Consider the following 25,228-nt stretch of genomic DNA (forward strand, 5'->3'; position numbering starts at 1 on the left):
ATGAGGCATCCTGACATTAACTCATTGCACTTAGACATTTTGAAGGAAATCGGAAATATCGGCGCCGCTCATGCAGCTACAGCTCTTTCCAATTTGTTAAATAAAAAAATTGAAATGCGTGTTCCAAAAGCAGAAATGATTACATTTAATGAAATGGTAGAAATGATGGGCGGAGCCGAGCGAGTTGTCGTTGGCATTTACTTGCGGATCGAAGGTGATTTAGAGGGCAGCATGTTCTTTATACTGCCTATTGAACAGGCAAACCGTTTTATTCAGCATCTTATTCACGAAGAACATTTTGATTTTCGCACCAATGCTTCCGATTTAGGAATGTCTGCTATGCAAGAGATGGGGAATATTTTATCTGGTTCTTATTTATCAGCTATGTCTGACTTTTTGAATTTAAATATATATCCTACAGTGCCTGGTTTAAGCATCGATATGTTCGGGGCGATTATTAGTATTGGTCTTATTGAGATTTCTCAAGTAAGCGATTATGTAATTATGATTGACACATCCATTTTAGAAGAGGGGCTAGAAAATACGGAAATGAAAGGACATTTTCTGCTATTACCTTCTCCCGAGTCTTTTGATGTAATTTTTAAGGCGTTAGGGGTTGTATAATATGTTTACTCCAAAGTCAGGGAAGATTGTTAAAGTGGGTATTGCCCAAATGGATGTGGCCAAATCTCCCGATACAATACGGACATCAGGTTTAGGTTCATGTGTAGGAGTCGTTTTATATGACGAGACAAAAAAAATTGCAGGACTTGTTCATGTTATGTTGCCGGATTCTTCCTTGAGCCGAACCGAGACAATCAATACCGCAAAATTTGCTGATACTGGCGTCAAGGCGCTTTTGGATAAATTGTTGATAGAAGGTGCCCAAAAATATCGCCTGAAAGCGAAAATTGCGGGTGGGGCGCAGATGTTCCAATTTTCTTCTGCGAAAGAAATGATGAGAATAGGTCCTCGTAATGTTGAGGCTGTGAAAAAAGTATTAAATGAATTAGGGATTCCTCTTATTGCAGAAGATACGGGAGGAAATTCCGGAAGAACCATTGAATTTGATCCGGCAACGAGTAAATTAATGATTCGTACAGTGAATCAAGGGGTGAGCGAAATTTAATGTATGGTTCCATTCTCATAAATTGTTGGGGTAGTTTAATCGCTTTTACAATTACATTTATCTGGATGTACCAAAATTCCATTTTCCCTTCTCGCATTTTAATCGTATCATTTATCGTTGCATTCGCCGCCTTTCTTTTATTTTTTGCTGTGCGATATTTAATCGCTTATATTACATATACTCCAAATGATGAATTATTTGAAAAGTTTATTGAGGAAGCAAAATTAAAAGAAAAAGATGATGAAGAAGAGGAAATAGAAGAAGGCAGAAATCCATCGAAAGTTGACTTACAAGATGACGATCCTGAAGAAATCGCCAAAATTGTAAGGACAATGCTGCACGACTAAGATGCTTAAGTACTATTTTCCTGTTTTTTATACAAGTTGAATCCATTTTTTAGTCTCTTTTCCATAAACGTTAAGAAAAATACTCACCAATAACCGGATGATTTAGTCCTATTGAAACCGATGTTTTTTGTTTCTATCTTTGGTATAATTATCAGTAATAAAAGGCGTTTCGTAAAGAAAGGTGGGTTCGATGGTAAGTAAGCTGGATGAGCAAGAATTATGGAATAGCTGGATAAATGATCGAGATCCGCATGCTGGAAATTTATTAATTAAAAAATATCAACCCCTTGTTTCTTATCATGTGCAAAGAATTGGATCTGGACTTCCTAAAAATGTCTCTCGAGATGACTTGACTAGTTTGGGAATGATGGGACTTTTTGACGCCTTAAATAAATTTGATATTAATCGAGACTTAAAGTTTGATACATATGCATCGTTTCGAGTCCGAGGAGCTATTATTGACGGGCTTCGGAAGGAGGATTGGCTGCCGCGTTCTGCTCGGGAAAAAGCAAAAAAAATGGAAGCTATGATTGAACAATTAGAGCAGAAATTGATGCGCCACGCTACCCCTGAAGAATTGGCTGAACATATGAATATGCCAGTTGAAGAAGTTTACCAGACGGTGCAAGAACATTTCTTTTCAAATGTTTTATCTCTCAATGAAACGCAGCCGGATCAAGACGATGCTGATGGAAAGACATTTGTGATTCGAGACGAAAATATTCGAACACCTGAACAAGAAACGATACATAAAGAACTTGTAGAAGAACTTGCAGAAAACATAAAAAAATTAAGTGAAAAAGAACAACTTGTATTAAGTCTTTTTTATTCTGAAGAAATGACTTTAACAGAAATAGGAGAAGTATTGAATCTATCAACTTCGCGAATTTCACAAATTCATTCAAAAGCGTTGTTGAAATTGAGAAAGCTGCTCTCAAACGAGGTGAACTCTTAAAGTAGGAGCGAGGCGAATGAGTTTAAAAGGTGTTGAATTGCAAATCGCTATTCCGAAAACGGTAGATGCCGGAAAAATGGCTGAACAACATCAACAGAATGTTGTTCAGCAACAATTTCACGCAAACGAAGCATTAAAAAGAGATATTGAAAAAAAGCAACTTACCGTGAACGACACCGAAAAAATTTCTGGCGTATCCGAACGGGATAAGGAAAAAGAAGGCTCTGGAAAAGAATCAAACCACAACCAAAAAGGACGCAAAAAACATCAAGAACAAGTGGAAGCAAAACATCCATATAAAGGGAATTTCATTGATTTTAGCGGATAGGGGATTATATGGCTGCAGTATTTATCATTTTACTCATCATTTCTCAACTAATTTGTTTTTTTCTAATATTTATTTTAAATTCTAAAATTTCAAAGTATAAAGATTTGGAATTACGTCAAGATAAGCTAATGGATGAAATCGAAAATGCCATTAGCGTTTATTTGTTGGAGTTTAAAGAAGAAAATGATCGATTTATTAAGGAGTTATCAAACATTAAACCCTCTCAACAGACCGTTCAACCTTCTAAAGAATCAAAACCTGTATTAGAAGTTATTAATAAAAACAGCTCAGAAAAAAACGGAATGGATATTGAAAAAATTCCCGTTGTCCCTAAAACGGTTGCTAAAAATGCTTACATTAAGCAAAAAAAGAACGCAACTACAGAACAAGAAAAAATGCCTGAAACAGCAGGAAATGAAAATGGACAGAATCCAAAAGGTGAAATGAATCAGAAGGAAATGTCCTTTAAAGAAAAAGTAATCGCTCTTCATCAAGAAGGGAAATCAATCGAAGAAATTGCAAAAATTACGCAAAAAGGAAAAACGGAAATTGAACTATTGTTAAAGTTCCAAGCATAAACTTCTTGCACAGTAAAAGGCTTTGTGTTATATTACCAATTGGTGTGATAATTACACACGCATTTTGATGGGTAAGTGGTGCTTAAAAGTAATCTTTTAAGTTGCTTATTCCATATGAAAAATGCGGAGGAATAAAACCAATAGTAGGAGGAAAATTCATGTCAGTAATTTCAATGAAACAATTATTAGAAGCAGGTGTACATTTCGGTCACCAAACTCGCCGTTGGAATCCAAAAATGAAAAAATACATTTTTGTTGAACGTAACGGCATTTACATTATCGACTTGCAAAAAACTGTAAAAAAATTAGAAGAAGCTTACGAGTTCATGCGTCAAGTTGGTGCAAACGGCGGTAAAGTTCTTTTTGTTGGTACGAAAAAACAAGCACAAGACGCTATTAAAGAAGAAGCTGAACGTTCTGGCAACTTCTACATTAACCAACGCTGGTTAGGTGGAACATTAACAAACTTCGACACAATTAAAAAACGTGTTGCACGTATGAAAGAAATCGAAAAAATGGAAGAAGAAGGAATTTTTGATGTTCTTCCTAAAAAAGAAGTTATGAAATTGAAAAAAGAACATGAACGTTTAGTGAAATTCCTTGGCGGTATCCGCGACATGAACGAATTACCTGATGTACTATTCGTAGTTGACCCACGCAAAGAACGCATCGCTGTAGCTGAAGCTCGTAAATTAAATATTCCGATTGTAGGAATTGTTGATACAAACTGCGATCCAGATGAAATCGACTACGTAATTCCTGCAAACGATGATGCGATTCGTGCTGTGAAATTATTAACAGCTAAAATTGCAGATGCTCTTATCGAGTCTAAACAAGGTGAATCAGAAGCTCCAGCTGAAGAAGTAGTTGCTGAGTAATTCGCTGCTACAAGGGTGATAAGTGACTGTTTCACTTATCACCTTTTTTTAAGAAACAATGGTTTCGGATAAGCAAAATGGCTAAAACTTAATAGTAAACAATCATGATTCAAGGAGGAACTTTCAATGGCAATTACTGCACAATTAGTAAAAGAACTTCGTGAAAAAACGGGCGCAGGTATGATGGATTGTAAAAAAGCCCTTGTAGAAACAAACGGCGACATCGAAGCTGCCATCGATTACCTACGTGAAAAAGGTTTAGCTTCTGCAAGCAAAAAAGCTGACCGCATCGCAGCTGAAGGTACAACTTACATTTTAACAGAAGGAAACGAGGCAGTAATTTTAGAAGTAAACGCTGAAACAGACTTCGTTGCGAAAAACAACCAATTCCAAGAATTAGTAAAAAGCTTAGCGGCACAATTATTAAAAGCAAAACCTGAATCTTTAGAAGCAGCTTTAGAAGTGAAAAATGAAGAGGGAGCAACAATTGCAGAACAAATTTCATCTGCGGTTGCAACTATTGGTGAAAAAATCACTCTTCGTCGTTTCGAAATTAAAACGAAAACAGACGCTGATTCATTCGGTTCTTACCTACACATGGGAGGCCGCATCGGTGTATTAGTAGTTCTTGAAGGTTCAACAGATGCTGATGCAGCAAAAGATATCGCAATGCACATTGCAGCAATCAATCCAAAATACATCTCTCGTGATGAAGTACCTGCGGAAGAAGTTGAACGTGAACGCAAAGTATTAACAGAACAAGCATTAAACGAAGGTAAACCAGAAAACATTGTGGCAAAAATGGTTGAAGGACGTCTTGGAAAATTCTTCGAGCAAGTTTGCTTACTTGAACAAGCATTTGTTAAAGATTCTGATCAAAAAGTTCGCGATTTCGTGAAATCTAAAGGCGGTAACGTAACTGCATTCGTACGCTACGAAGTTGGAGAAGGCATTGAAAAACGCGAAGATAACTTTGCAGAAGAAGTAATGAGCCAAGTGAAAGGCAATAAATAATAAAAGCATAAATACACAAACTTTATGGGGAGCACTCTAAGTGTTCCCTATTTTTCAGAATAAAAATTTGTATAAACGGGTAATGGAGGTTTACTATGAGTGGTGTGCCGCAATATAAACGAGTTGTAATCAAAATTAGTGGTGAAGCATTAGCAGGGGAAGCAGGATTTGGCATTTCGCCAAAAATTATCAAATCTGTTGCTGAAGATATTAAAGAAGTTGTCGATCTTGGTGTAGAAGTTGCAGTTGTAGTTGGCGGAGGAAACATTTGGCGTGGTAAAATAGGTAGTGAAATGGGAATGGATCGTGCTTCTGCCGATTATATGGGCATGCTTGCAACTGTCATGAACTCTCTTGCATTGCAAGATGCATTAGAAAAGTTAGAAGTGGAAACTCGTGTACAATCTTCTATTGTAATGACCCAAGTGGCGGAGCCTTACATACGTCGAAAAGCTGTGCGTCATCTTGAAAAAGGACGTGTCGTGATTTTCGCTGCTGGAACTGGAAATCCATTTTTCTCCACTGATACAACGGCTGCTTTAAGAGCTGCTGAAATTGATGCAGATGCTATTTTAATGGCGAAAAACAATGTGGACGGCGTTTATTCAGCAGATCCGAAAATTCATCGTGATGCGGTTAAATACGATACACTCACTTATTTAGACGTCATTCAACAAGGTTTACAAGTAATGGATTCCACAGCTTCCACATTGTGTATGGACAACGACATCCCATTAATAGTATTCTCTATAATGGAAAAAGGTAACATTAAACGCGCTGTATTAGGCGACAAAATTGGGACAGTTGTTAGGAGGAATGCATAATGAATAGTGTGTATGAACAAGCGAAGGAAAAAATGAACAAATCCATCACTGCTTTTACGCGGGAACTTTCATCAATCCGTGCGGGCCGTGCGAACGCAAAGTTGCTTGATCGGATTACTGTAGAATATTATGGAGTGCCAACACCAGTGAATCAACTTGCGGGTATCACAACCCCAGAAGCACGTCTTCTTGTCATTACACCTTATGATAAATCCATTTTAGGCGAAATTGAAAAGGCGATTTTAAAATCTGACATCGGTATTACACCAACAAACGATGGAAATGTGATTCGTTTGACAATCCCTCCTTTAACGGAAGAACGCCGTAAAGAATTGGTGAAAATCGTAAAAAAAGAGGCGGAAGAAGCTCGGGTTGCAATCCGCAATGTGCGCCGTGACGCTAATGATGAATTGAAAAAAATGGAGAAAAATGGTGAAATTACTGAAGATGAATTGCGCGGTCATGTCAATGATATTCAAAAATTAACGGATGAATACATCGCAAAAGTTGACAGCTTAGCAAAAGAAAAAGAAGATGAAATCCTTTCAATATAAAGGTTTAGTCAACAAGAACTTTCTATAGATTGTGACGTCCTCTTCTCTAGGACGTCTTTTTCATTTCTAATTATGTAGGGGATTGTAGGAATAAATAATAATAAATTTCCCATAAAGTAATATAAGTTCCTAAAAGAAAAAGAAAAATGCAAATAATTATCGCGGAAATAAAAGACACGTATATTGGTTTTTGATATGATTAATAAGAATACGTCCAAAACGTTGTCAGGTGGGGGAATACATGGTATTTTATAATTTTTTTAAGAAAACAAAAAATGATAAAAAAACATCCGATTTGGATGGAAAAATTGAAGTGATCCCTTCCCATATTGCAATCATAATGGACGGCAATGGACGTTGGGCCAAAAAGCGGGCGATGCCACGAATCGCTGGTCATCAAGAAGGGATGAAAACCGTCAGAAAAATTGCTCGCGTGGCAGATGAACTAGGTGTGAAAGTATTGACGCTTTATGCTTTCTCCACAGAAAACTGGAAGCGTCCCAAAACAGAAGTGGATTATTTAATGAGCTTACCTGAAAAATTTCTCAATGATTTTTTACCGGAAATGATGGAACGAAATATTTGTGTTCAAATGATTGGCGAAAAGGATGGTTTGCCGGAGCATACAAAGAGAGCCATAAATAATGCAATGGAAAAAACAAAAAATAATACAGGGCTTATTTTAAATTTTGCGTTAAATTATGGTAGCCGTGCTGAGATTGTCAAAGCGATGAAAAATATAATGGCCGATGTTCAAGAAGGAAAATTGTCCATTGAAGCAATTACGGAAGAAACAGTGAACCAATATTTAATGACGTCTCATTTGCCTGAGCCGGATTTATTGATCCGTACGAGCGGAGAAGTACGTTTGAGCAACTTTATGCTATGGCAATTAGCTTATACTGAATTTTGGTTCACTGATACTCTCTGGCCAGACTTTGATGAAGAAAAATTTCTAGAAGCAATTTACGCTTATCAAAGAAGAAATCGTCGGTATGGTGGATTGAAAGGAGAAGAATTGTATTGAAGCAACGGATTATCACGGGAGTGGTCGCAGCAGCATTTTTTATTCCGTTTGTCGTTTATGGTCAGCTACCATTTACTCTATTAGTTTATGCAATGGCAACAGTCGCAATGTTTGAACTGCTTCGAATGAAGAAAATGTCCATCTTTTCAGTTCCAGGATTCATCGGATTTTTAACTGTATATGTTTTATTAATGCCTGATGATTGGGCAAATAAAGTACACGAAGTCACGTCTTATTCGAAATTGGAATTTCTTGTCATTGCAGCTCTTTTATTATTAATTCATTCGGTGATTGTAAAAAATCATTTTACTTTTGATGAAATTGGATTTGTTCTTCTGTCCGCATTATATGTTGGAATCGGTTTTTATTATTTGATTGAAACAAGATATGCTGGACTCCAGTTTATTATTTTTGCTTTGCTCATTGTTTGGTGCACCGATTCAGGGGCGTATTTCACAGGAAGAAAATTTGGGAAAAACAAATTATGGCCGGAAATTTCCCCTAATAAGACTATTGAAGGTTTCTTTGGAGGGATTTTGACGGCTGTTGTATTTGCTTGCATTATGCAAATAATTTACCCCTTTGAAAAGCCTTGGTTTATACTAGTTCTTGTAACGATTATTAGCTCTATCTTTGGCCAAATGGGCGATTTAGTTGAATCGGCAATCAAAAGACATTATGATGTAAAAGATTCAGGAAAGATCTTACCAGGACATGGAGGAATACTGGATCGATTTGATAGTTTATTATTTGTATTACCATTGCTCAACTTGTTGCATTTTGTCAATTAATGAAGGGAAGGACCCAAATTGAAGAAAATTAGTTTGTTGGGAGCAACAGGTTCGATTGGATGGCAAACTTGCGATATATTAAAAAATCATCCAGAAGAGTTTCAACTTGTTGCTTTTTCTGCGGGAAAAAATATAGAAAAAACTCAAGAAATTATTAGAAACTTACAGCCGGAATTAGTGTCTGTGCAGGAAGAAAAAGATGCACTTGCATTAAAAAATGAGTTTCCTCATATACATTTTACATACGGACAAGAAGGGTTAATTGAAGTGGCTACCCATCCGGAAACAAGCATCGTAGTGAACGCGGTTTTAGGCAGTGTGGGGCTGCCTTCCACATTAGCGGCCATTCGGATGGGAAAAACGATTGCGATTGCAAATAAAGAAACCCTTGTGACGGCCGGACATCTTGTGATGGAAGAAGCGAAAAAACATCGTGTCCCGATTTTGCCGGTTGACAGTGAACATTCCGCCATTTTTCAGTCGCTGAATGGGGAAAATCCGAAACAAATTAAACGGCTCATTTTAACGGCTTCAGGGGGCGCTTTCCGAGATAAGACTCGGGATGAATTGAAACACGTGACGGTTAAAGAGGCGTTAAATCATCCAAATTGGTCAATGGGCGCAAAAATCACTATTGATTCGGCCACAATGATGAATAAAGGCTTGGAAGTCATTGAAGCCCATGTATTATTTGATATTCCTTTTGATCAAATCGATGTGCTTCTTCATAAAGAAAGTATTATTCATTCCATGGTAGAATTTCATGATACAAGCGTCATTGCCCAGTTAGGAACACCGGATATGCGGGTGCCAATTCAATACGCCTTAAGCTACCCGGATCGTTTGCCTTTGATTGGCGGAAAACCGTTAAATTTAGCCGAAATTGGCAGCCTGCATTTCAAAGAAGTAGATTTTGAGCGCTTTAAAGCATTGAAGCTGGCTTATGAAGCAGGAAGAACCGGCGGAACGATATTAACGGCCATGAATGCAGCCAACGAAGCAGCAGTGCAATTGTTTTTACAAGAAAAAATTGCATTTTTGGAAATTGAAGAGATTATCGAGCGGATTATGGACAGCCATAACAATGTATTGCAGCCTGATTTGGAAACTATTTTGCATGTGGACAAGGAAACAAGAAAAAAAGTGCTTCAAATGGTACAATAAAATTCGAGCACGGCTCTAAAGGTGGTATATTATGCAAACAATATTAGCATTTATCCTCGTATTCGGATTAATCGTTTTCTTTCATGAATTCGGGCACTTTATTTTTGCAAAAAGAGCAGGTATTTTAGTGCGGGAATTTGCCATTGGTATGGGGCCTAAAATTTTTGGAATGAAAAAAGGGGAAACCTTATATACCATCCGATTATTGCCATTAGGCGGTTATGTGCGTATGGCTGGCGAAGATTTCGACCAAATCGAGCTTCAGCCAGGGTATCGGGTAGGGCTTATATTAAATGAAGATGAAAAAGTCGAGAAAATTTATTTAAATCAAAATGTTCAACATCCGAACGTATTATTTATGGAAGTTGAACGGGCGGATTTAAATAAAAAAATGTGGATTGAAGGCTACGATGAAGAAGAGCGTTTAGTTCGTTTTGACGTTGCTCGAAATGCCATCATTGTTGAAAACGGAGAAGAAACGTTAATTGCACCATATGAACGGACCTTTGAAGCGAAATCGTTATGGCACCGTACACTTACTATATTTGCAGGACCTTTATTTAATTTTGTTTTAGCCTTTATCCTTTTCCTTTTACTTGGCATCTTGCAAGGCGTACCAACCAATGAACCGATCGTTACGGAAGTTGTGGATGACAGCCCCGCTTCTGAAGCCGGAATGAAAGCAGGGGATTATGTCAAATCCGTCAATGGTCATTCGATTGATAAATGGGATGATTTATCGGAATTTGTAAAAGAAAATCCTGGAAAAGAACTTTCGTTTATTGTTGACCGAGACGGACAGCAAGTGGAGCTTTCCATTGTGCCGGATTCGGTGGAATTAAAAAACGGCGATAAAGTTGGACAAATTGGTGTTATGTATCAAAGCCCGATGGAAAAAAATCCATTGAAAGCAGTAGTTTATGGTGTCCAACAAACTTGGGAATCCACAGTTCTCATACTTCAAGCGCTTGTTTATTTAATTGCTGGTAATTTTACCCTTGATGATTTAGCCGGTCCTGTCGGCATTTATCAATATACTGGAGAAGTGGCAAAACACGGTTTCTTTACCCTCATGTATTGGACAGCAGCCTTGAGCATCAATTTAGGAATTATGAACTTACTTCCACTACCTGCTTTAGATGGCGGCCGATTAATGTTCTTTGGCATTGAAGCATTAAGAGGGAAACCAGTCGACCGCAAAAAAGAAGGCATGGTTCATTTAGTGGGCATTGTGTTATTAATGATTTTAATGATTGCTGTAACGTGGAACGATATTCAACGATTGTTCTTCCAATAAAAAATCGCCATCCGATTGCAGAATCGGAGGCGATTTTTTAATGATTCGTGATTTTTGTCATCTAGTCTTATTCAAAATTTAATTTTAGAATCATCTTTGCAAGAATACATGACAAAGACGATATTCCTTTGCAAAAATATCAAAAAAATGTATATACTCAAGTCTTCAGAGGGTATGCTATTCTATTAAAAAGCAGAAACTAATAAAGGTGGAGCCCTAATGAAACAAAGCCAAACGTTTATCCCAACAATGCGGGAAGTGCCTCAGAATGTTCATACAAATTCTTGCCAAATGTTGCTGCGGTCAGGATTCATTCGGCAATATTCAAATGGAACTTATTCCTATTTGCCTTTAGCGAAACGAGTTTTAAAAAAAATCGAACAAATCGTTCGAGAGGAAATAGAGAAAAGGAATGCCATTGAATTAGAATTGCCATGCATTCAGTCTATTGATTTTTACAAACAATCCGGAAGATTGTTAGAGGATTTAATTCATTTTCAAGATGATTTTGGCAGGGAATTTGTTATTGGTCCGAGCATGGATTTAATGACATCCATTGTCCGGGATGAAATAAAAACTTATAAAAAACTGCCGATTGCACTTTATCAAATGCAAAAAAGGCTTCAGAATATAAAAGAATCGCGGCTTGATTTATTTCATGCAAGAGAGTCTTGCATCTTGAACGCTTACTCTTTCCATGAAAGCGAAGAAAGTTTAAATCAAACCTTTGCAGATATGATTCAAACCTTTGAACGAATTTTTTCCCGATTAGGATTAACTGTGCAAATGGCTGAAACGGATGCGGGACCGTTTGGCAAAGAGTCTTATGAGTTTGTCGTTTTAACAACGATCGGGGATGAAACAATAGCCTTCTCAGATCAATCAAAATATGCGGCAAATGAGGAAATTGCAAAAGTATCCATTGAATATGAACGTTCTAATGAAGAAATGAAACCGCTTAAAAAAATTGAAACGCCAAATGTCCAAACGATACAGGAATTATGCGATGAATTGCATCTTGAACCAACTCAATGCATTAAATCGCTCGTATTAAATATCGATGGGGAAATTGCCGTTGCTTTAGTTCGAGGCGACCACCGATTGAATTTAATAAAAGTGAAAAAAGCTTTAAATGCTTCGGATATTCGATTGGCAAATGAAGGGGAAATCCAAAAACACATTGGCTGCTCCAAAGGTTCCATCGGTCCAATCAAACTGCCTATCGACATTAAAGTCATCGCAGACTATGGCATTCAGTCGATGGTAAATGCTGTTACTGGCGCAAATGAAGATGGCTATCACTATATGAATGTGAATCCAAATCGAGATTTTGCTATTAATTTATATGAGGATATTCGCTATATTGAAGAAGGAGACCCTTCGCCTGATGGCCAAGGAATCCTTTTGTTGAAACAGGGGATTGTTGTTGGGAGGGCGACAAAATTAGCGCCTGAATATGCGGAAAAAATGTCGGCAAATGTTGTGAACAAAGAAGGGACACAAATCCCTCTACAAATCGCAAGTTATGAATTAGAACTCACTCGGCTGTTTGCTATATTAGCAGAGCAATTTCAAGATGATCGTGGATTTACTTGGCCGAAACATCTAGCCCCTTATGATTTGCATTTAATGGCAATCAATGTCAATGATGAAGTTCAATTCAATCTAGTTGAACAGCTTTACAATATTTTAACGGCTTATCGTTATAATGTTTTATATGATAATCGGGATGAGCGTGCCGGCGTAAAATTTGCAGACAGCGATTTGATAGGTTTGCCGATTCGCGTTACAGTCGGCAAAAAAGCAATCGAGGGAATTGTGGAAGTGAAGAATCGCAAAACGGGAGAAACCATTGAATGCATGAAAGAAGAATTGATTGATTATTTAAATGAATTTTATCGAACACATTAAATTCAAACAGTCTCGAAAAAATAGTGTATACTTATATAGTTGATAGTTTGAATAGAATTCGCTCTTCTATAGACAGTCGCAGAAGCGTCTTGCCTGATAGAGTTTCGCGAATTCTTTTCATTTTTTTCCATCAAGGATTTTTATTAAAGGTGGTGAGTTGGATGGAAAACGTCAAAGCTAGAGAGCGGTTGTTCATGCTTTTATCCCAATTAAAATTAACGGAAGATGTCTATATGTCCTTTTTTGAACATGGGGAATTAAACCGTTTAACCGTTCATAAGAAAAAGCGGATTTGGAATTTTTCATTGAAGCTGCGAAATATTTTGCCTTTCCAAGTATATCAACTATTTTCTTCCCGATTGAAGGAAGAATTTAAACATATAGCACAAGTAGAGTTGACAATACAAACAGAAAATCCTGAAGTAACGGAGCATTTGATTTCTGATTATTGGATGAGCGTTGTCGAACGTATTGACGCATCTCCTCCGGTGAAAAAACGGCTTTCTTGCCAATTGCCCGTTTGGACAGGGAGCAAGTTAATACTTTCATGCATTTCCGAAATGGAACATTTGACGTTAAAGTCCAAATACCGTGACATTATTGCAGAAACTTACGCTTGTTTTGGCTTTCCGAACATAGCAGTGGAATTCAAATTAGTGGAAGCATCGGAAGAAGAAAAGGCCGAACAAGAGAGAATGCTTGAACAGCGGAGAATGGAAGAGGAAGAACTGGCAAGACAAGCCATTATCGATTTTCAAAACCGGGAAAAAGAGAAGAAAGAAAAACCTCAAGGGCCAGTTGAAGAAGGACCAATTCAAATTGGCTCCGTTATTCAAGATCCAGAGATTGTGGATATTAAATCGATTGTGGAAGAAGAACGCCGAATCGTCATTGAGGGCCATATCTTCGCCATTGAACTGAAAGAACTAAAAAGCGGACGTTCTCTCTTGGAAATTAAATTAACCGATTATACGGATTCCATCTTAGTAAAAATGTTTTCCCGCAATCATGATGATGTGGAAAAAATGTCCCGTTTGAAAAAAGGCATGTGGGTCAGAGTCCGAGGTTCTGTGCAAAATGATACATTCGTCCGCGAGTTAGTGATGATGGCGAATGATATAAATGAAATTCATAAAGAGACTCGTAAAGATACGGCGCCAGAAGGGGAAAAACGGGTGGAATTGCATTTACATACGCCTATGAGCCAAATGGATGCAGTAACGCCTGTAGAACGCCTTGTGGAACAGGCTGCGAAGTGGGGGCATCCTGCAATCGCCATTACAGACCATGCCGTTGTACAGGCCTATCCGGATGCTTTTGCAGCCGGGAAAAAATATGGCATTAAAATCATTTACGGGCTGGAAGCAAACTTAGTAGACGATGGAGCACCGATTGCTTATGAAGAACAGCATATTAAACTGGAGGATGCCACTTTCGTTGTTTTTGACGTGGAAACAACCGGATTATCTACTGCCTATGATGTCATTATTGAACTGGCGGCAGTCAAAATACGGGATGGCAAAATCATTGATCGATTCGAGCGATTTGCCAATCCGCATCGTGCTCTTTCCGAAAAAATTATTGAATTGACGCATATTACAGATGATATGTTGAAAGATGCACCGGAAGTGGACGATGTTATTCGGGAATACCATGAATTTATCGGAGATGCCATTGTCGTTGCCCACAACGCTTCCTTTGATATGGGCTTTTTATATGCTGCTTATGAAAAAGCGGGCATTACAGGTGTGAAACATCCAGTCATCGATACGTTGGAATTGTCCCGTTTATTAAACCCGTCGCTCAAGAACCACCGTTTAAATACCCTTTGTAAAAAATATGGTATTGAACTTGTGCAGCATCACCGGGCCATTTATGATACGGAAGCAACCGGCCACTTGCTGCTGCATCTTTTAAAACAGGCAAAAGAAGAAAAAGGTATCGAATACCATGATGATTTTAACAAATTCATGGGTGGAGAAGATTCATATAAGCAATCAAGACCTTATCACTGTACGATTTTAGCGGTCGACAATGTGGGATTAAAAAATTTGTTTAAATTAGTATCCATTTCCCATACCCAAACTTTCTATCGGGTTCCGCGCATTCGCCGTTCTGATTTAGTGAAACATCGAGAAGGGCTCATTGTCGGTTCGGGATGTGGAAACGGTGAGCTGTTTGAAACGATGATGAATAAATCCCCAGAAGAAGCGGAAGCAGTGGCGGAATTCTATGATTATATTGAAGTACATCCAAAAGCGGTATACTCTCAACTCATTGACAGCGGCACGATTCATGATGAATGGCATTTGGAAGATATTATCCGCAAGCTTGTGAAGCTGGGCAAAAAAATGGATAAGCCGGTTGTGGCAACAGGGAATGTCCATTATTTGGAGGAACATGATGCTATTTATCGCAAAATATTGATCTCTTCGCAAGGTGGAGCCAATCCGTTGAACCGCTATCCACTTCCAAAAGTGCATTTCCGCACGACTAATGAAATGCTTGAGGAATTTGCCTTTTTAGGAGAGGACGTGGCGAAGGAAATTGTCGTGACCAACTCTCAAAAAATTGCTGACATGATTGGCGATGTAACGCCGATTAAAGATAAATTGTATACGCCAATCATCGAGGGATCCGATGAAGAAATCAAACGCATGACCTATGAAATGGCGCATAAAATCTATGGGGAAAAGCTGCCGGAAATCGTCGAAAAACGTCTTGAAAAAGAGTTGAATTCTATTTTAGGCCATGGGTTTGGAGTGGTTTATTTAATCTCCGCAAAACTTGTGAAAAAGTCTTTAGAGGATGGCTACTTAGTAGGTTCCCGTGGTTCTGTCGGTTCATCCCTTGTTGCAACGATGATGGAAATTACAGAAGTGAACCCATTGCCGCCTCATTATATTTGTCCTAAGTGCCACTATTCCGAATTCTTTACAGATGGTTCCGTTGGTTCGGGATTTGACTTACCGAATAAAGACTGCCCTGAATGCGGCACACCTTTAAACAAAGACGGACAGGATATTCCTTTTGAAACTTTCCTCGGATTTAACGGGGATAAGGTTCCGGATATTGACCTTAACTTCTCGGGGGAATATCAAGCACGCGCCCATAACTATACAAAAGTATTGTTCGGGGAAGATAAAGTGTACCGTGCTGGAACAATCGGTACAGTTGCGGAAAAAACGGCATACGGCTTTGTGAAGGGGTATGCAAACGACAATAATATCAATTTCCGCTCGGCAGAAATTGAACGATTGGTGCAAGGATGCACCGGGGTGAAACGAACAACAGGCCAGCACCCGGGTGGGATTCTTGTTGTTCCGGATTATATGGATATTTACGATTTTACGCCGGTGCAATATCCTGCCGATGCCCAAGATGCTGAATGGCGCACAACCCACTTTGATTTCCATTCCATCCACGATAATATTTTAAAACTGGACATTCTTGGACACGATGATCCGACAATGATTCGGATGCTTCAAGATTTGACAGGTATCGATCCAAAAACAATTCCGCCAGATGATCCAGATGTTATGGCCATCTTTACGGGAACGGAATCTTTGGGCGTGACGCCTGAACAAATTTTATGTAATACGGGAACTTTAGGCATTCCGGAATTCGGAACAAAATTCGTGCGCCAAATGCTTGAAGATACAAAACCAAAAACCTTTTCAGAGCTGTTGAAAATTTCCGGTCTTTCTCACGGTACCGACGTATGGCTTGGAAATGCCAGCGAATTAATTGCCAATAATGTCTGCTCCTTCTCGGAAGTAATCGGTTGCCGTGACGACATTATGGTGTACTTAATTTATAAAGGGCTCGACCCATCCCTTGCTTTCAAAACAATGGAGTCGGTCCGCAAAGGAAAAGGCTTGACGGAAGAAATGGAAATAGCGATGAGGGAACATGATGTGCCTGAATGGTATATTGAATCATGCAAAAAAATTAAATATATGTTCCCGAAAGCCCACGCAGCTGCATATGTATTAATGGCTGTCCGCGTGGCATACTTTAAAGTACATTTCCCGCTCGCCTATTATTGCGCCTATTTCTCTATCCGCGCAGAAGATTTTGATTTGCCGGCAATGATTAAAGGTGCTAAAGCTATTCGTGCAAGAGTCGAAGAAATTAATGCAAAAGGATTGGATGCAACGAAAAAAGAAAAAGATTTATTGACCGTGCTTGAAATTGCCCTTGAAATGTGTGAAAGAGGCATGAGTTTCAAAAATGTGGATTTATACAAATCCAAAGCAACTGAATTCGTTATTGAAGGAAATTCTCTTATCCCACCGTTCAACGCCATTCCAGGATTAGGGGAAAGTGTAGCAAAACAAATTGTGGCGGCAAGGGAAGAAAGGGAATTTTTATCAAAAGAAGATTTGCAGACGCGCGGTCGTGTATCCAAATCGTTGATTGAATACATGGAGCAATTAGGCGTATTGGAAGGGCTGCCTGATGAAAATCAATTATCGCTTTTCTAAATCCTTTTGTAAAAATTCATGGTCGACTTTGTGGAACAGTTTCTCATATTTGCATTTCTTAAGAAATTGTGTTATTGTTAAGTCAATAATTTGTTGATAGTTTTGCAGCAAAAGAGTGGGGTTTCCCGCTCTTTTCTATTGTTTTGTGGCTCTCCACCAGGAGGGTAGCGATTAGATAAGTACACGGAAATGCAAATTTCACCAAAATGGTGGAATTTCTGTTTTTAGCCAAGGAAACGAGACGTTGGGAGGATATTATGAGCAAAATTACTTCAGTCGTTCAACAGCTAGTTACACCGATTTTAGAGGAATTGAATCTTGAATTAGTGGATATTGAGTTTGTTAAAGAGGGACGTGCTTGGTTCCTCCGTGTATACATCGATACTCCTCAAGGTGGAATTGACATAGACCAATGTGCACTTGTAAGCGAGCGATTAAGCGCCCTGCTGGATGAAAAGGATCCGATTGAACAAAACTATTATTTAGAAGTTTCCTCTCCTGGTGCAGAACGTCCATTAAAGAAAGAATCTGATTTTGAGAAAGCTATTGGCAAATATGTTTACATTAAAACATATGAGCCAATTGAAGGCATGAAAGAATTTTACGGATATTTAAAATCCAACAGCGAAGATAGCCTGGAATTGGAAATTCGAATAAAAGCACGTAATGTGTTGATAAAAATTCCAAAAGACAAGATTGCAAGAGCTCGGCTGGCAATCGATTTTTCATAAAATGAATTAGGAGTGAAATGAAAAAATGAGCAGTGAATTACTAGAAGCTTTATATGCTCTAGAACAACAAAAAGGCATTTCAAGGGAAATCTTAGTGGAGGCAATTGAAGCTGCACTAGTTACAGCTTATAAACGCAATTTTAATCAAGCGCAAAATGTACGTGTGGATTTTAATCAAGCCACTGGAGAAATTAAAGTCTTCTCAAGAAAAGAAGTGGTGGAAGAAGTGGAAGATCCGCGCTTGCAAATATCGCTTGAGGATGCAAGAAAAATCAATAGCGTCTATGAACCTGGCGATATTGTGGAACAAGAAGTGACTCCTCGCAACTTTGGCCGCATTGCTGCACAAACTGCCAAACAAGTTGTAACTCAACGCGTACGTGAAGCGGAAAGAAGCATTATTTATGAAGAGTTTGTGGACCGCACAGATGATATTGTCAATGGAATTATTGAACGCAGAGATGCGCGCAATATTTATATCAATCTTGGCAAAGTAGAAGCGGTATTGCCTCTAAATGAACAAATTCCAGGGGAAGAATATAAGCCTCAACAACGCATTCGTGTTTACATTACAAAAGTGGAAAAAACAACGCGTGGACCGCAAATTATTGTTTCCCGCACGCATCCAGGTTTACTTCGCCGACTATTTGAAATGGAAGTGCCTGAAATTTATGACGGCATTGTAGAAATCAAATCTATCGCTCGCGAAGCTGGAGATCGATCAAAAATCTCTGTATATGCCCACGATCCAGAAGTGGATGCAGTTGGTGCTTGTGTAGGGGCAAAAGGAGCCCGCGTACAGGCAATCGTCAACGAATTAAATGGAGAAAAAATTGATGTCGTAGAATGGTCAGAAGATCCCGTTGTCTTCGTTGCCAATGCTTTAAGTCCTTCAAAAGTATTGGATGTTATTGTAAATGAAGAAGAAAAATCAACAACGGTCATCGTTCCAGATTATCAGCTTTCATTAGCGATTGGAAAACGAGGACAAAATGCAAGACTTGCGGCCAAATTAACCGGCTGGAAAATTGATATAAAAAGCGAATCAGATGCCCGTGAACTAGGTATATATCCGAATGAGAATAGCCCTCTTATTGTTGAAAATGACAGTGAAGAAGAGGAATATTCCTTCGACGAGATTGATATTGACTTGTACCAAGATGTAGTTGACGAAGAAGAATAAAAATAAATCACATAAATGGATGCGTTGAGCTGATAGGGAAGGTGATTGACGTGCCAACAAAAAGAAAAGTTCCATTACGCCGCTGCGTCGTGACTGGTGAAATGTTCCCGAAAAAAGAATTGCTTCGCATTGTTCGTTCAAAAGATGGTGAAGTTTCCGTTGATCCGACTGGCAAAAAGTCTGGACGCGGCGCTTACATTTCCAAATCTGAAGAAGCGGTTGAAAAAGCCCGCAGCAAAAAAATATTAGAACGCCATTTAGAAGTAAAAATACCGGATGAGATTTACGATGAGCTAATACGGCTTATCCGCAGGGAGCAGCTTTTCAAAAATGAGTAAAGAAAAGATATTGCAACTCTTAGGTTTGGCGACGAGAGCGAGAAAAGTTATTTCCGGTGAAGAACTGGTGATAAAAGAAATACAAAAAGGCAATGCGAAGTTAGTCATTCTTTCTTCGGATGCAGCCTACAACTCAAGAAAAAAAATTCAAGATAAATGTACGCATTACAATGTTGAGTTTCATACGTTTAGCAATCGTTATGAGCTGGGACATGCGATTGGAAAAGAAGCTCGGGTAGTGATAGCCATTACCGATCAAGGCTTTGCCAATAAGCTGTCCAGTCTGCTCAACGAAATTTAATCGGGGGTGAGCTAATGACCAAAATGAGAGTTCATGAATATGCCAAAAAAGTGAATCGATCAAGCAAAGAAGTCATTGAAGAATTAAAGAAATTAAATATAAATGTAACCAATCATATGTCAACGCTTAACGGAGATGCAGTTGCAAAACTGGATGCAGTTTTTAACCAAAATGTTGATGCGCCTGTGAAAAAGAATGAAGGGCAACATAAACCAAAACAACCGCAAAATCAAAATCATAAAGAAGCAGAAAAACAAGAACACGCGCCAAAACAAAAAGATAGCCAAGAACAAGAAGAAGCGTCCGTTGCTTTTGAAAAAATTAAACGAAACAAAGCTGCAAAAGAAGATATAATCCAACAACCAAAAAATAAAGGAAGCCAAAAGAAAAAGCCTGGCATCCATGGCGGAAAACGCCGTCAGCCAAAACAACAGCAGCCTCAACAGCCTGTACAAAAAGAGCTTCCTGAAAAAATTACTTTCTACGAATCTTTAACAGTAGCGGAACTGGCAAAAAAATTAAACCGCGAACCTTCTGAAATCATTAAAAAGCTCTTTATGCTTGGTGTGATGGCGACAATCAACCAATCCCTAGATAAAGATGCCATCGAATTAGTCTGCGCGGATTATGGTGTGGAAGTAGAAGAAGAAGTACGCATCGATAAAACAGATTTAAATGTTTACTTTGAAGAAGAAGATCCAGAAGAAGCATTAGTAGAACGTCCGCCGGTAGTAACGATCATGGGTCACGTTGACCACGGGAAAACGACAACGCTGGATGCGATCCGTCATACAAGAGTGACTGAAGCAGAAGCAGGCGGTATTACGCAACATATTGGTGCATATCAAGTAGATATTAATGGAAAGAAAATTACGTTCCTTGATACACCTGGACACGAAGCATTCACGACAATGCGCGCAAGAGGAGCTCAAATTACGGATATTGTTGTCATCGTTGTTGCAGCAGATGATGGTGTCATGCCGCAAACGGTGGAAGCCATTAACCATGCCAAAGCAGCCAATGTGCCAATCATTGTAGCAGTTAATAAAATTGATAAACCAACAGCGAATCCAGACCGTGTCATGCAAGAATTAACAGAGTATGGCCTCATTCCGGAAGACTGGGGTGGAGACACAATCTTCGTTCCAATCTCCGCTCTAAAAGGAGAAGGAATTGATCAATTGTTAGAAATGATTTTGCTCGTTGCGGAAGTTTCTGAATTAAAAGCTAATCCAAATCGCCGTGCAATCGGTACTGTGATTGAAGCCCGCCTAGATAAAGGCCGCGGTTCTGTTGCTACATTATTGGTGCAAAACGGTACATTGCGCGTAGGCGACCCAATTGTTGTCGGAAATACATTCGGCCGTGTCCGTGCTATGGTGAACGATTTGGGCCGCCGCGTAAAAGAAGCAACACCAGCAACGCCTGTTGAAATTACAGGATTGCATGAAGTGCCTCAAGCCGGAGATCGCTTCGTCGTATTTGAAGATGAAAAAACAGCCCGTGAAATCGGTGAAGCTCGTGCACAAATGGCATTGCAAGCAAGCCGTGCGCAAAAATCCCGCCTTACTTTGGATAACTTGTTTGAACAAATGTCCCAAGGCGAAATGAAAGAATTGAATTTGATTATTAAAGCAGACGTACAAGGTTCTGTAGAGGCTTTAGCTTCTTCCTTTATGAAAATTGATGTGGAAGGGGTAAAAGTAAAAATTATCCATACTGGTGTAGGAGCAATTACAGAATCTGACATTAGTCTTGCCGCAGCTTCCAACGCCATCGTTATCGGCTTTAACGTGCGTCCAGATGTTAATGCGAAACGCGCTGCAGAACAAGAAGGCGTCGAAATTCGCTTGCACCGCATCATCTATAAAGCCATCGAAGAAATTGAAGCTGCTATGAAAGGTATGCTTGATCCAGAATATGAAGAAAAAATCATCGGTCAAGCAGAAGTGCGTCAAACGATTAAAATTTCCAAAGTGGGTACAATTGCAGGTTCATACGTGACAGATGGTAAAGTGACTCGTGATGCTGGCGTGCGTGTCATCCGAAACGGAATCGTAATTTACGAAGGAGAACTTGCATCATTAAAACGCTTTAAAGATGACGTGAAAGAAGTTGTCAAAGGTTTTGAATGCGGTATGCAAATTAAAAACTTCAACGACATTAAAGAAGGCGACATTATCGAAGCCTTCGTAATGGAAGAAATTGTACGGAAATGATTGTCTATTTAGAAGCGGCATTCATCATTCCGGACGCGCACTCTTTAAAGGAAAAGCGAGCAGTTCTCCAGCGGATGATTACGAGAGCGAAGCAGAAATTTAATGTATCTGTTGCAGAAATTGACCATCAAGATGTGTGGCAGCGAACAAAAATCGCTGTTGTGACAGTTGCTTCTTCCCGTCAAGCAGCTGAGCGGGAAATTGATCAAGTGCTCCATTTTTTACAATCGAATCCATCATGGGAGCTGCTAGAATTTTCTCGAGAGTTTTTGTAATCCTTGAGGATAATTTTTAGGATTCCAACAACAATAACAAGTAAAATGAAAAGAAGTAGGGAGAAGCGCAATTTGTGCTTTTGCTCTACTTTTTATAAAGAGGTGACGATTATGTCTCTACGTGCAAATCGTGTTGCTGAACAAATGAAGAAGGAATTAGGTGACATCATTGGCCGTAAGCTGAAAGATCCGAGAGTTGGTTTTGTTACAGTAACGGCTGTTGAATTGACAGGTGATCTTCAACAAGCGACGATTTATTTTACGACTTTGGGAACGGAAGAAGAAAGAAACGAAACATTGAAAGCTTTGGAAAAGGCGAAAGGATTTATCCGTTCTGAAATTGGGCATCGTATTCGCTTAAGAAGAACGCCTGAAATCACCTTTAAATTTGATACATCGATAGAATACGGCAACAAAATCGAACAATTATTGCGCTCGATTAAAGAAAACGAAGAAGCGTAAAACAAATATTGAAAAAAGCCTGCGACTGCATAAAAAGACCCATGCAGGTAGGCTTTTTTTATTGAACATTTTTGGGGGGATTCTAGTGGATGGTATTTTGCCATTGTGGAAAGAACGAGGTTTAACGAGCCACGACTGTGTTTTTCAACTTCGAAAAATATTGAAAACCAAAAAAATCGGACATACAGGAACTTTAGATCCGGAAGTGGAAGGCGTTTTGCCGATTTGCATTGGACAAGCAACCAAACTCTCTGATTATTTAATGGAGTCGGGCAAAACGTACGAAGCGGAAGTGTTGATTGGCCGTTCCACTACAACGGAAGATGCAGAAGGCGATACGCTAGAAAAAGATGAATCATATAAACAATTCACCCGGGAACAATTGCTTCAAGTTTTGTCTCAACTAACAGGAGAAATTGAACAAATTCCCCCAATGTATTCAGCGGTAAAGGTAAACGGCGTTAAACTTTATGAATATGCAAGGAAAGGCATTGAAGTGGAGCGCCCAAGAAGAAAAGTAACCATTTACGAATTAACATTGCTTGATGAGCGGGACTTGTATGAAGGAAAGGAAATCGCCTTTAAGATTCGAGTGAAGTGCAGCAAAGGCACATATATCCGCACCCTTGCAGTACAAATTGGAGAGTTATTAGGCTATCCTAGCCATATGTCTTCTCTTGTAAGAACTGCTTCTGGGAATTTTTCGAAAGAAGATTGTGTGCCAATCCATGAAGTCAAAAAAGCCGTAGAGGAAGGGACGGTTCACGAGCTTATTTTGCCCATTGAAAAAGCCTTATCTTCTTACCCGTTTATTGAAGTGGATGCAACCAATGAGAAGCAAATTTGTAATGGACAAATTTTAAAAGTCCATTCATTATTAAAACAGAGTGAAAAAATTGTGTTTAGCCGAAATGGGAAGGCAATTGCTGTCTACATCAAGCATCCAACAAAAACTGGGCTGATGAAACCAGACAAGATGTTTCCAAATAATTTCTAGGAGGCCATACAATGAAGGTAATTCATTTAAAATATCCGTACCAATTAGATAAAGTCGATCCTTCCACTTCCTATTCCCTGGCAGTCGGCTTTTTTGATGGCGTACATAGAGGGCATCAAGCGGTGATTCGTGCTGCAATGGAAAAAGCAAAGGAATTAAATATTCATAGTGCTGTGATGACCTTTGATCCCCATCCTTCCATCGTCTTAGGAAACAGCAATGAAAAAATATTTTATATTACTCCCCTTCCTCAAAAATTAGAGATTTTGGAGGAAATGGGAGTTGATACGACATTTGTTGTACAATTTACATCGGATTTTGCAAAGCTTTTGCCGGAAGAGTTCGTGCAATATTTTATCCGCGATTTAAATATAAAGCATGTCACAGCAGGATTCGATTTTTCCTTCGGCGCTTTTGGCAAAGGCAATATGGATTTAATGAAGGATATTTCCAATGGGGATTTCGGTGTAACGGTCGTTGAAAAACAAGAGGAAAATGGGGAAAAGATTTCATCAACCCGCATCCGCAAATGCTTGCAGGAAGGGGATATGGAAACGGTTCATTATTTGCTGGGTCGCCCTTATCAAATTCAAGGGATTGTTGTTCAAGGGGATAAACGGGGCCGTACCATCGGCTTTCCTACAGCCAACATCCAATCGAAGGAAGGCTGCTTTATTCCTAAAAAAGGTGTTTATGCTGTAAAAATACTGGTGCAAAATCAACTATATGACGGAGTATGCAATGTAGGGTATAAACCGACATTTAAAAATCCAGAAGAAAAGCATTTAACTATTGAAGTTCATATTTTAGATTTTCAAAAAAATATTTATGGAGAAGAAGTGAAAGTTTATTGGTATAAACGGCTTCGAGATGAACAAAAATTTGATGGCATTGAAGCATTAAAAGAACAGATCACTCGGGATAAAGAGCAGGCAATCGAATATTTTTCAAATCAATCATTTGCTTAAATTTTTGAACTATGGTATTATACATCAGGTATACAAATTGTATATTCCTTAGCTCGGCGTACCGATGCTCCAACGGTTGGCTGTGCTAGAGGAGTAAATCAAAAATAGGAGGAAAACAAAATGGCAATTTCTAAAGAACGCAAAAACGAAATCATTAAAGAATTCCAACTTCATGAAGGAGATACTGGTTCTCCAGAAGTGCAAATCGCAATCTTAACAGAAGAAATCAACGTATTAAACGATCACTTATCAGTTCATAAAAAAGACTTCCATTCTCAACGTGGACTTCTTAAAAAAGTAGGTCATCGTCGTCACTTATTAAAATATTTGCGTGAAAAAGACGTCCAACGCTACCGTACTTTAATTGAAAAATTAGGTCTTCGTCGTTAATCAGAAAGCGGGATTTTCCCGCTTTTTATTTATTCAAAAAATCCCTTCCAAAGAGTAACAATTACAGTAAAATTTCCATA

Annotated in this window: 26 protein-coding genes; all 26 read left to right on the plus strand. The window is 38.9% G+C overall.

Going from position 1 to position 25,228, the window contains the following annotated elements; genetic code table 11:
• The 26 genes from DKZ56_RS07160 (at position 1) to rpsO (ending at position 25,148) form a co-directional block, all read left to right on the plus strand.
• Positions 1–624: a chemotaxis protein CheC gene (locus DKZ56_RS07160; RefSeq protein ID WP_208652039.1), complete on the plus strand. Its 624-nt coding sequence runs from the start codon at positions 1–3 to the stop codon at positions 622–624.
• A 1-nt stretch (position 625) separates the two neighbouring features.
• Complete coding sequence (locus DKZ56_RS07165; RefSeq protein ID WP_208652040.1) at positions 626–1,129, plus strand: chemotaxis protein CheD; 504 nt, start codon at positions 626–628, stop codon at positions 1,127–1,129.
• Complete coding sequence (locus DKZ56_RS07170; RefSeq protein ID WP_208652041.1) at positions 1,129–1,476, plus strand: hypothetical protein; 348 nt, start codon at positions 1,129–1,131, stop codon at positions 1,474–1,476. The genes DKZ56_RS07165 and DKZ56_RS07170 overlap by 1 nt, the downstream gene beginning before the upstream one ends.
• Positions 1,477–1,666: 190 nt before the next feature.
• The gene (locus tag DKZ56_RS07175) at positions 1,667–2,431 is read left to right on the plus strand and encodes a FliA/WhiG family RNA polymerase sigma factor (RefSeq protein WP_208652042.1); all 765 of its coding nucleotides are present in this window, start codon (positions 1,667–1,669) and stop codon (positions 2,429–2,431) included.
• Positions 2,432–2,447: 16 nt separating this feature from the next.
• Positions 2,448–2,759 carry an RNA polymerase subunit sigma gene (locus DKZ56_RS07180; protein WP_208652043.1) on the plus strand — a complete coding sequence of 104 codons (312 nt, stop codon included), beginning with the start codon at positions 2,448–2,450 and terminating at the stop codon, positions 2,757–2,759.
• Positions 2,760–2,767: 8 nt separating this feature from the next.
• On the plus strand, positions 2,768–3,337 hold the full coding sequence (locus DKZ56_RS07185; protein WP_208652298.1) for a hypothetical protein: 570 nt from the start codon (positions 2,768–2,770) through the stop codon (positions 3,335–3,337).
• A gap of 158 nt (positions 3,338–3,495) precedes the next feature.
• Positions 3,496–4,215 (plus strand): 30S ribosomal protein S2, encoded by a 720-nt coding sequence (rpsB, locus tag DKZ56_RS07190; RefSeq protein WP_208652044.1) that lies wholly within the window; start codon positions 3,496–3,498, stop codon positions 4,213–4,215.
• 126 nt (positions 4,216–4,341) lie between these two features.
• Positions 4,342–5,229 (plus strand): translation elongation factor Ts, encoded by an 888-nt coding sequence (tsf, locus tag DKZ56_RS07195; protein ID WP_208652045.1) that lies wholly within the window; start codon positions 4,342–4,344, stop codon positions 5,227–5,229.
• A 95-nt stretch (positions 5,230–5,324) separates the two neighbouring features.
• Positions 5,325–6,053, plus strand: a complete 729-nt coding sequence (gene pyrH / locus DKZ56_RS07200) for a UMP kinase (protein ID WP_208652046.1) — start codon at positions 5,325–5,327, stop codon at positions 6,051–6,053.
• On the plus strand, positions 6,053–6,607 hold the full coding sequence (gene frr, locus DKZ56_RS07205) for a ribosome recycling factor (RefSeq protein ID WP_208652047.1): 555 nt from the start codon (positions 6,053–6,055) through the stop codon (positions 6,605–6,607). The genes pyrH and frr overlap by 1 nt, the downstream gene beginning before the upstream one ends.
• A gap of 241 nt (positions 6,608–6,848) precedes the next feature.
• The gene (locus DKZ56_RS07210; RefSeq protein ID WP_208652048.1) at positions 6,849–7,634 is read left to right on the plus strand and encodes an undecaprenyl pyrophosphate synthase; all 786 of its coding nucleotides are present in this window, start codon (positions 6,849–6,851) and stop codon (positions 7,632–7,634) included.
• Entirely contained in the window at positions 7,631–8,425 is a 795-nt protein-coding gene (locus DKZ56_RS07215; RefSeq protein WP_208652049.1) for a phosphatidate cytidylyltransferase, read from the plus strand. Before DKZ56_RS07210 ends, DKZ56_RS07215 begins: the two co-directional genes overlap by 4 nt.
• A gap of 18 nt (positions 8,426–8,443) precedes the next feature.
• The gene (gene dxr / locus DKZ56_RS07220; RefSeq protein WP_208652050.1) at positions 8,444–9,589 is read left to right on the plus strand and encodes a 1-deoxy-D-xylulose-5-phosphate reductoisomerase; all 1,146 of its coding nucleotides are present in this window, start codon (positions 8,444–8,446) and stop codon (positions 9,587–9,589) included.
• A gap of 31 nt (positions 9,590–9,620) precedes the next feature.
• Complete coding sequence (rseP, locus tag DKZ56_RS07225; protein WP_208652051.1) at positions 9,621–10,886, plus strand: RIP metalloprotease RseP; 1,266 nt, start codon at positions 9,621–9,623, stop codon at positions 10,884–10,886.
• A gap of 219 nt (positions 10,887–11,105) precedes the next feature.
• Positions 11,106–12,797, plus strand: a complete 1,692-nt coding sequence (locus tag DKZ56_RS07230; RefSeq protein WP_208652052.1) for a proline--tRNA ligase — start codon at positions 11,106–11,108, stop codon at positions 12,795–12,797.
• A 161-nt stretch (positions 12,798–12,958) separates the two neighbouring features.
• A complete protein-coding gene (locus tag DKZ56_RS07235) occupies positions 12,959–17,284 on the plus strand; it encodes a PolC-type DNA polymerase III (protein WP_208652053.1) in 4,326 nt (1,441 codons plus the stop codon).
• 257 nt (positions 17,285–17,541) lie between these two features.
• Entirely contained in the window at positions 17,542–18,015 is a 474-nt protein-coding gene (rimP, locus tag DKZ56_RS07240; protein ID WP_208652054.1) for a ribosome maturation factor RimP, read from the plus strand.
• A 25-nt stretch (positions 18,016–18,040) separates the two neighbouring features.
• Positions 18,041–19,198 carry a transcription termination factor NusA gene (nusA, locus tag DKZ56_RS07245; protein WP_208652055.1) on the plus strand — a complete coding sequence of 386 codons (1,158 nt, stop codon included), beginning with the start codon at positions 18,041–18,043 and terminating at the stop codon, positions 19,196–19,198.
• A 50-nt stretch (positions 19,199–19,248) separates the two neighbouring features.
• Complete coding sequence (rnpM, locus tag DKZ56_RS07250; RefSeq protein ID WP_208652056.1) at positions 19,249–19,536, plus strand: RNase P modulator RnpM; 288 nt, start codon at positions 19,249–19,251, stop codon at positions 19,534–19,536.
• Positions 19,529–19,837 carry a YlxQ family RNA-binding protein gene (locus tag DKZ56_RS07255; RefSeq protein WP_208652057.1) on the plus strand — a complete coding sequence of 103 codons (309 nt, stop codon included), beginning with the start codon at positions 19,529–19,531 and terminating at the stop codon, positions 19,835–19,837. The genes rnpM and DKZ56_RS07255 overlap by 8 nt, the downstream gene beginning before the upstream one ends.
• A 14-nt stretch (positions 19,838–19,851) precedes the next feature.
• Positions 19,852–22,056 carry a translation initiation factor IF-2 gene (gene infB, locus DKZ56_RS07260; protein ID WP_208652058.1) on the plus strand — a complete coding sequence of 735 codons (2,205 nt, stop codon included), beginning with the start codon at positions 19,852–19,854 and terminating at the stop codon, positions 22,054–22,056.
• The gene (locus tag DKZ56_RS07265; RefSeq protein WP_208652059.1) at positions 22,053–22,331 is read left to right on the plus strand and encodes a DUF503 domain-containing protein; all 279 of its coding nucleotides are present in this window, start codon (positions 22,053–22,055) and stop codon (positions 22,329–22,331) included. The genes infB and DKZ56_RS07265 overlap by 4 nt, the downstream gene beginning before the upstream one ends.
• Before the next feature lie 111 nt (positions 22,332–22,442).
• Complete coding sequence (rbfA, locus tag DKZ56_RS07270) at positions 22,443–22,793, plus strand: 30S ribosome-binding factor RbfA (RefSeq protein WP_208652060.1); 351 nt, start codon at positions 22,443–22,445, stop codon at positions 22,791–22,793.
• Positions 22,794–22,878: 85 nt separating this feature from the next.
• Complete coding sequence (gene truB, locus DKZ56_RS07275; RefSeq protein WP_208652061.1) at positions 22,879–23,790, plus strand: tRNA pseudouridine(55) synthase TruB; 912 nt, start codon at positions 22,879–22,881, stop codon at positions 23,788–23,790.
• Between the two features lie 11 nt (positions 23,791–23,801).
• Positions 23,802–24,758, plus strand: coding sequence for a riboflavin biosynthesis protein RibF (ribF, locus tag DKZ56_RS07280; protein WP_208652062.1), 957 nt, complete (start codon positions 23,802–23,804; stop codon positions 24,756–24,758).
• Between the two features lie 120 nt (positions 24,759–24,878).
• Positions 24,879–25,148 carry a 30S ribosomal protein S15 gene (gene rpsO, locus DKZ56_RS07285; protein ID WP_208652063.1) on the plus strand — a complete coding sequence of 90 codons (270 nt, stop codon included), beginning with the start codon at positions 24,879–24,881 and terminating at the stop codon, positions 25,146–25,148.
• Positions 25,149–25,228 lie beyond the last annotated feature (80 nt).

Origin of the sequence: Ureibacillus thermophilus, assembly GCF_004331915.1 — a bacterium.
Lineage (GTDB): Bacteria > Bacillota > Bacilli > Bacillales_A > Planococcaceae > Ureibacillus > Ureibacillus thermophilus.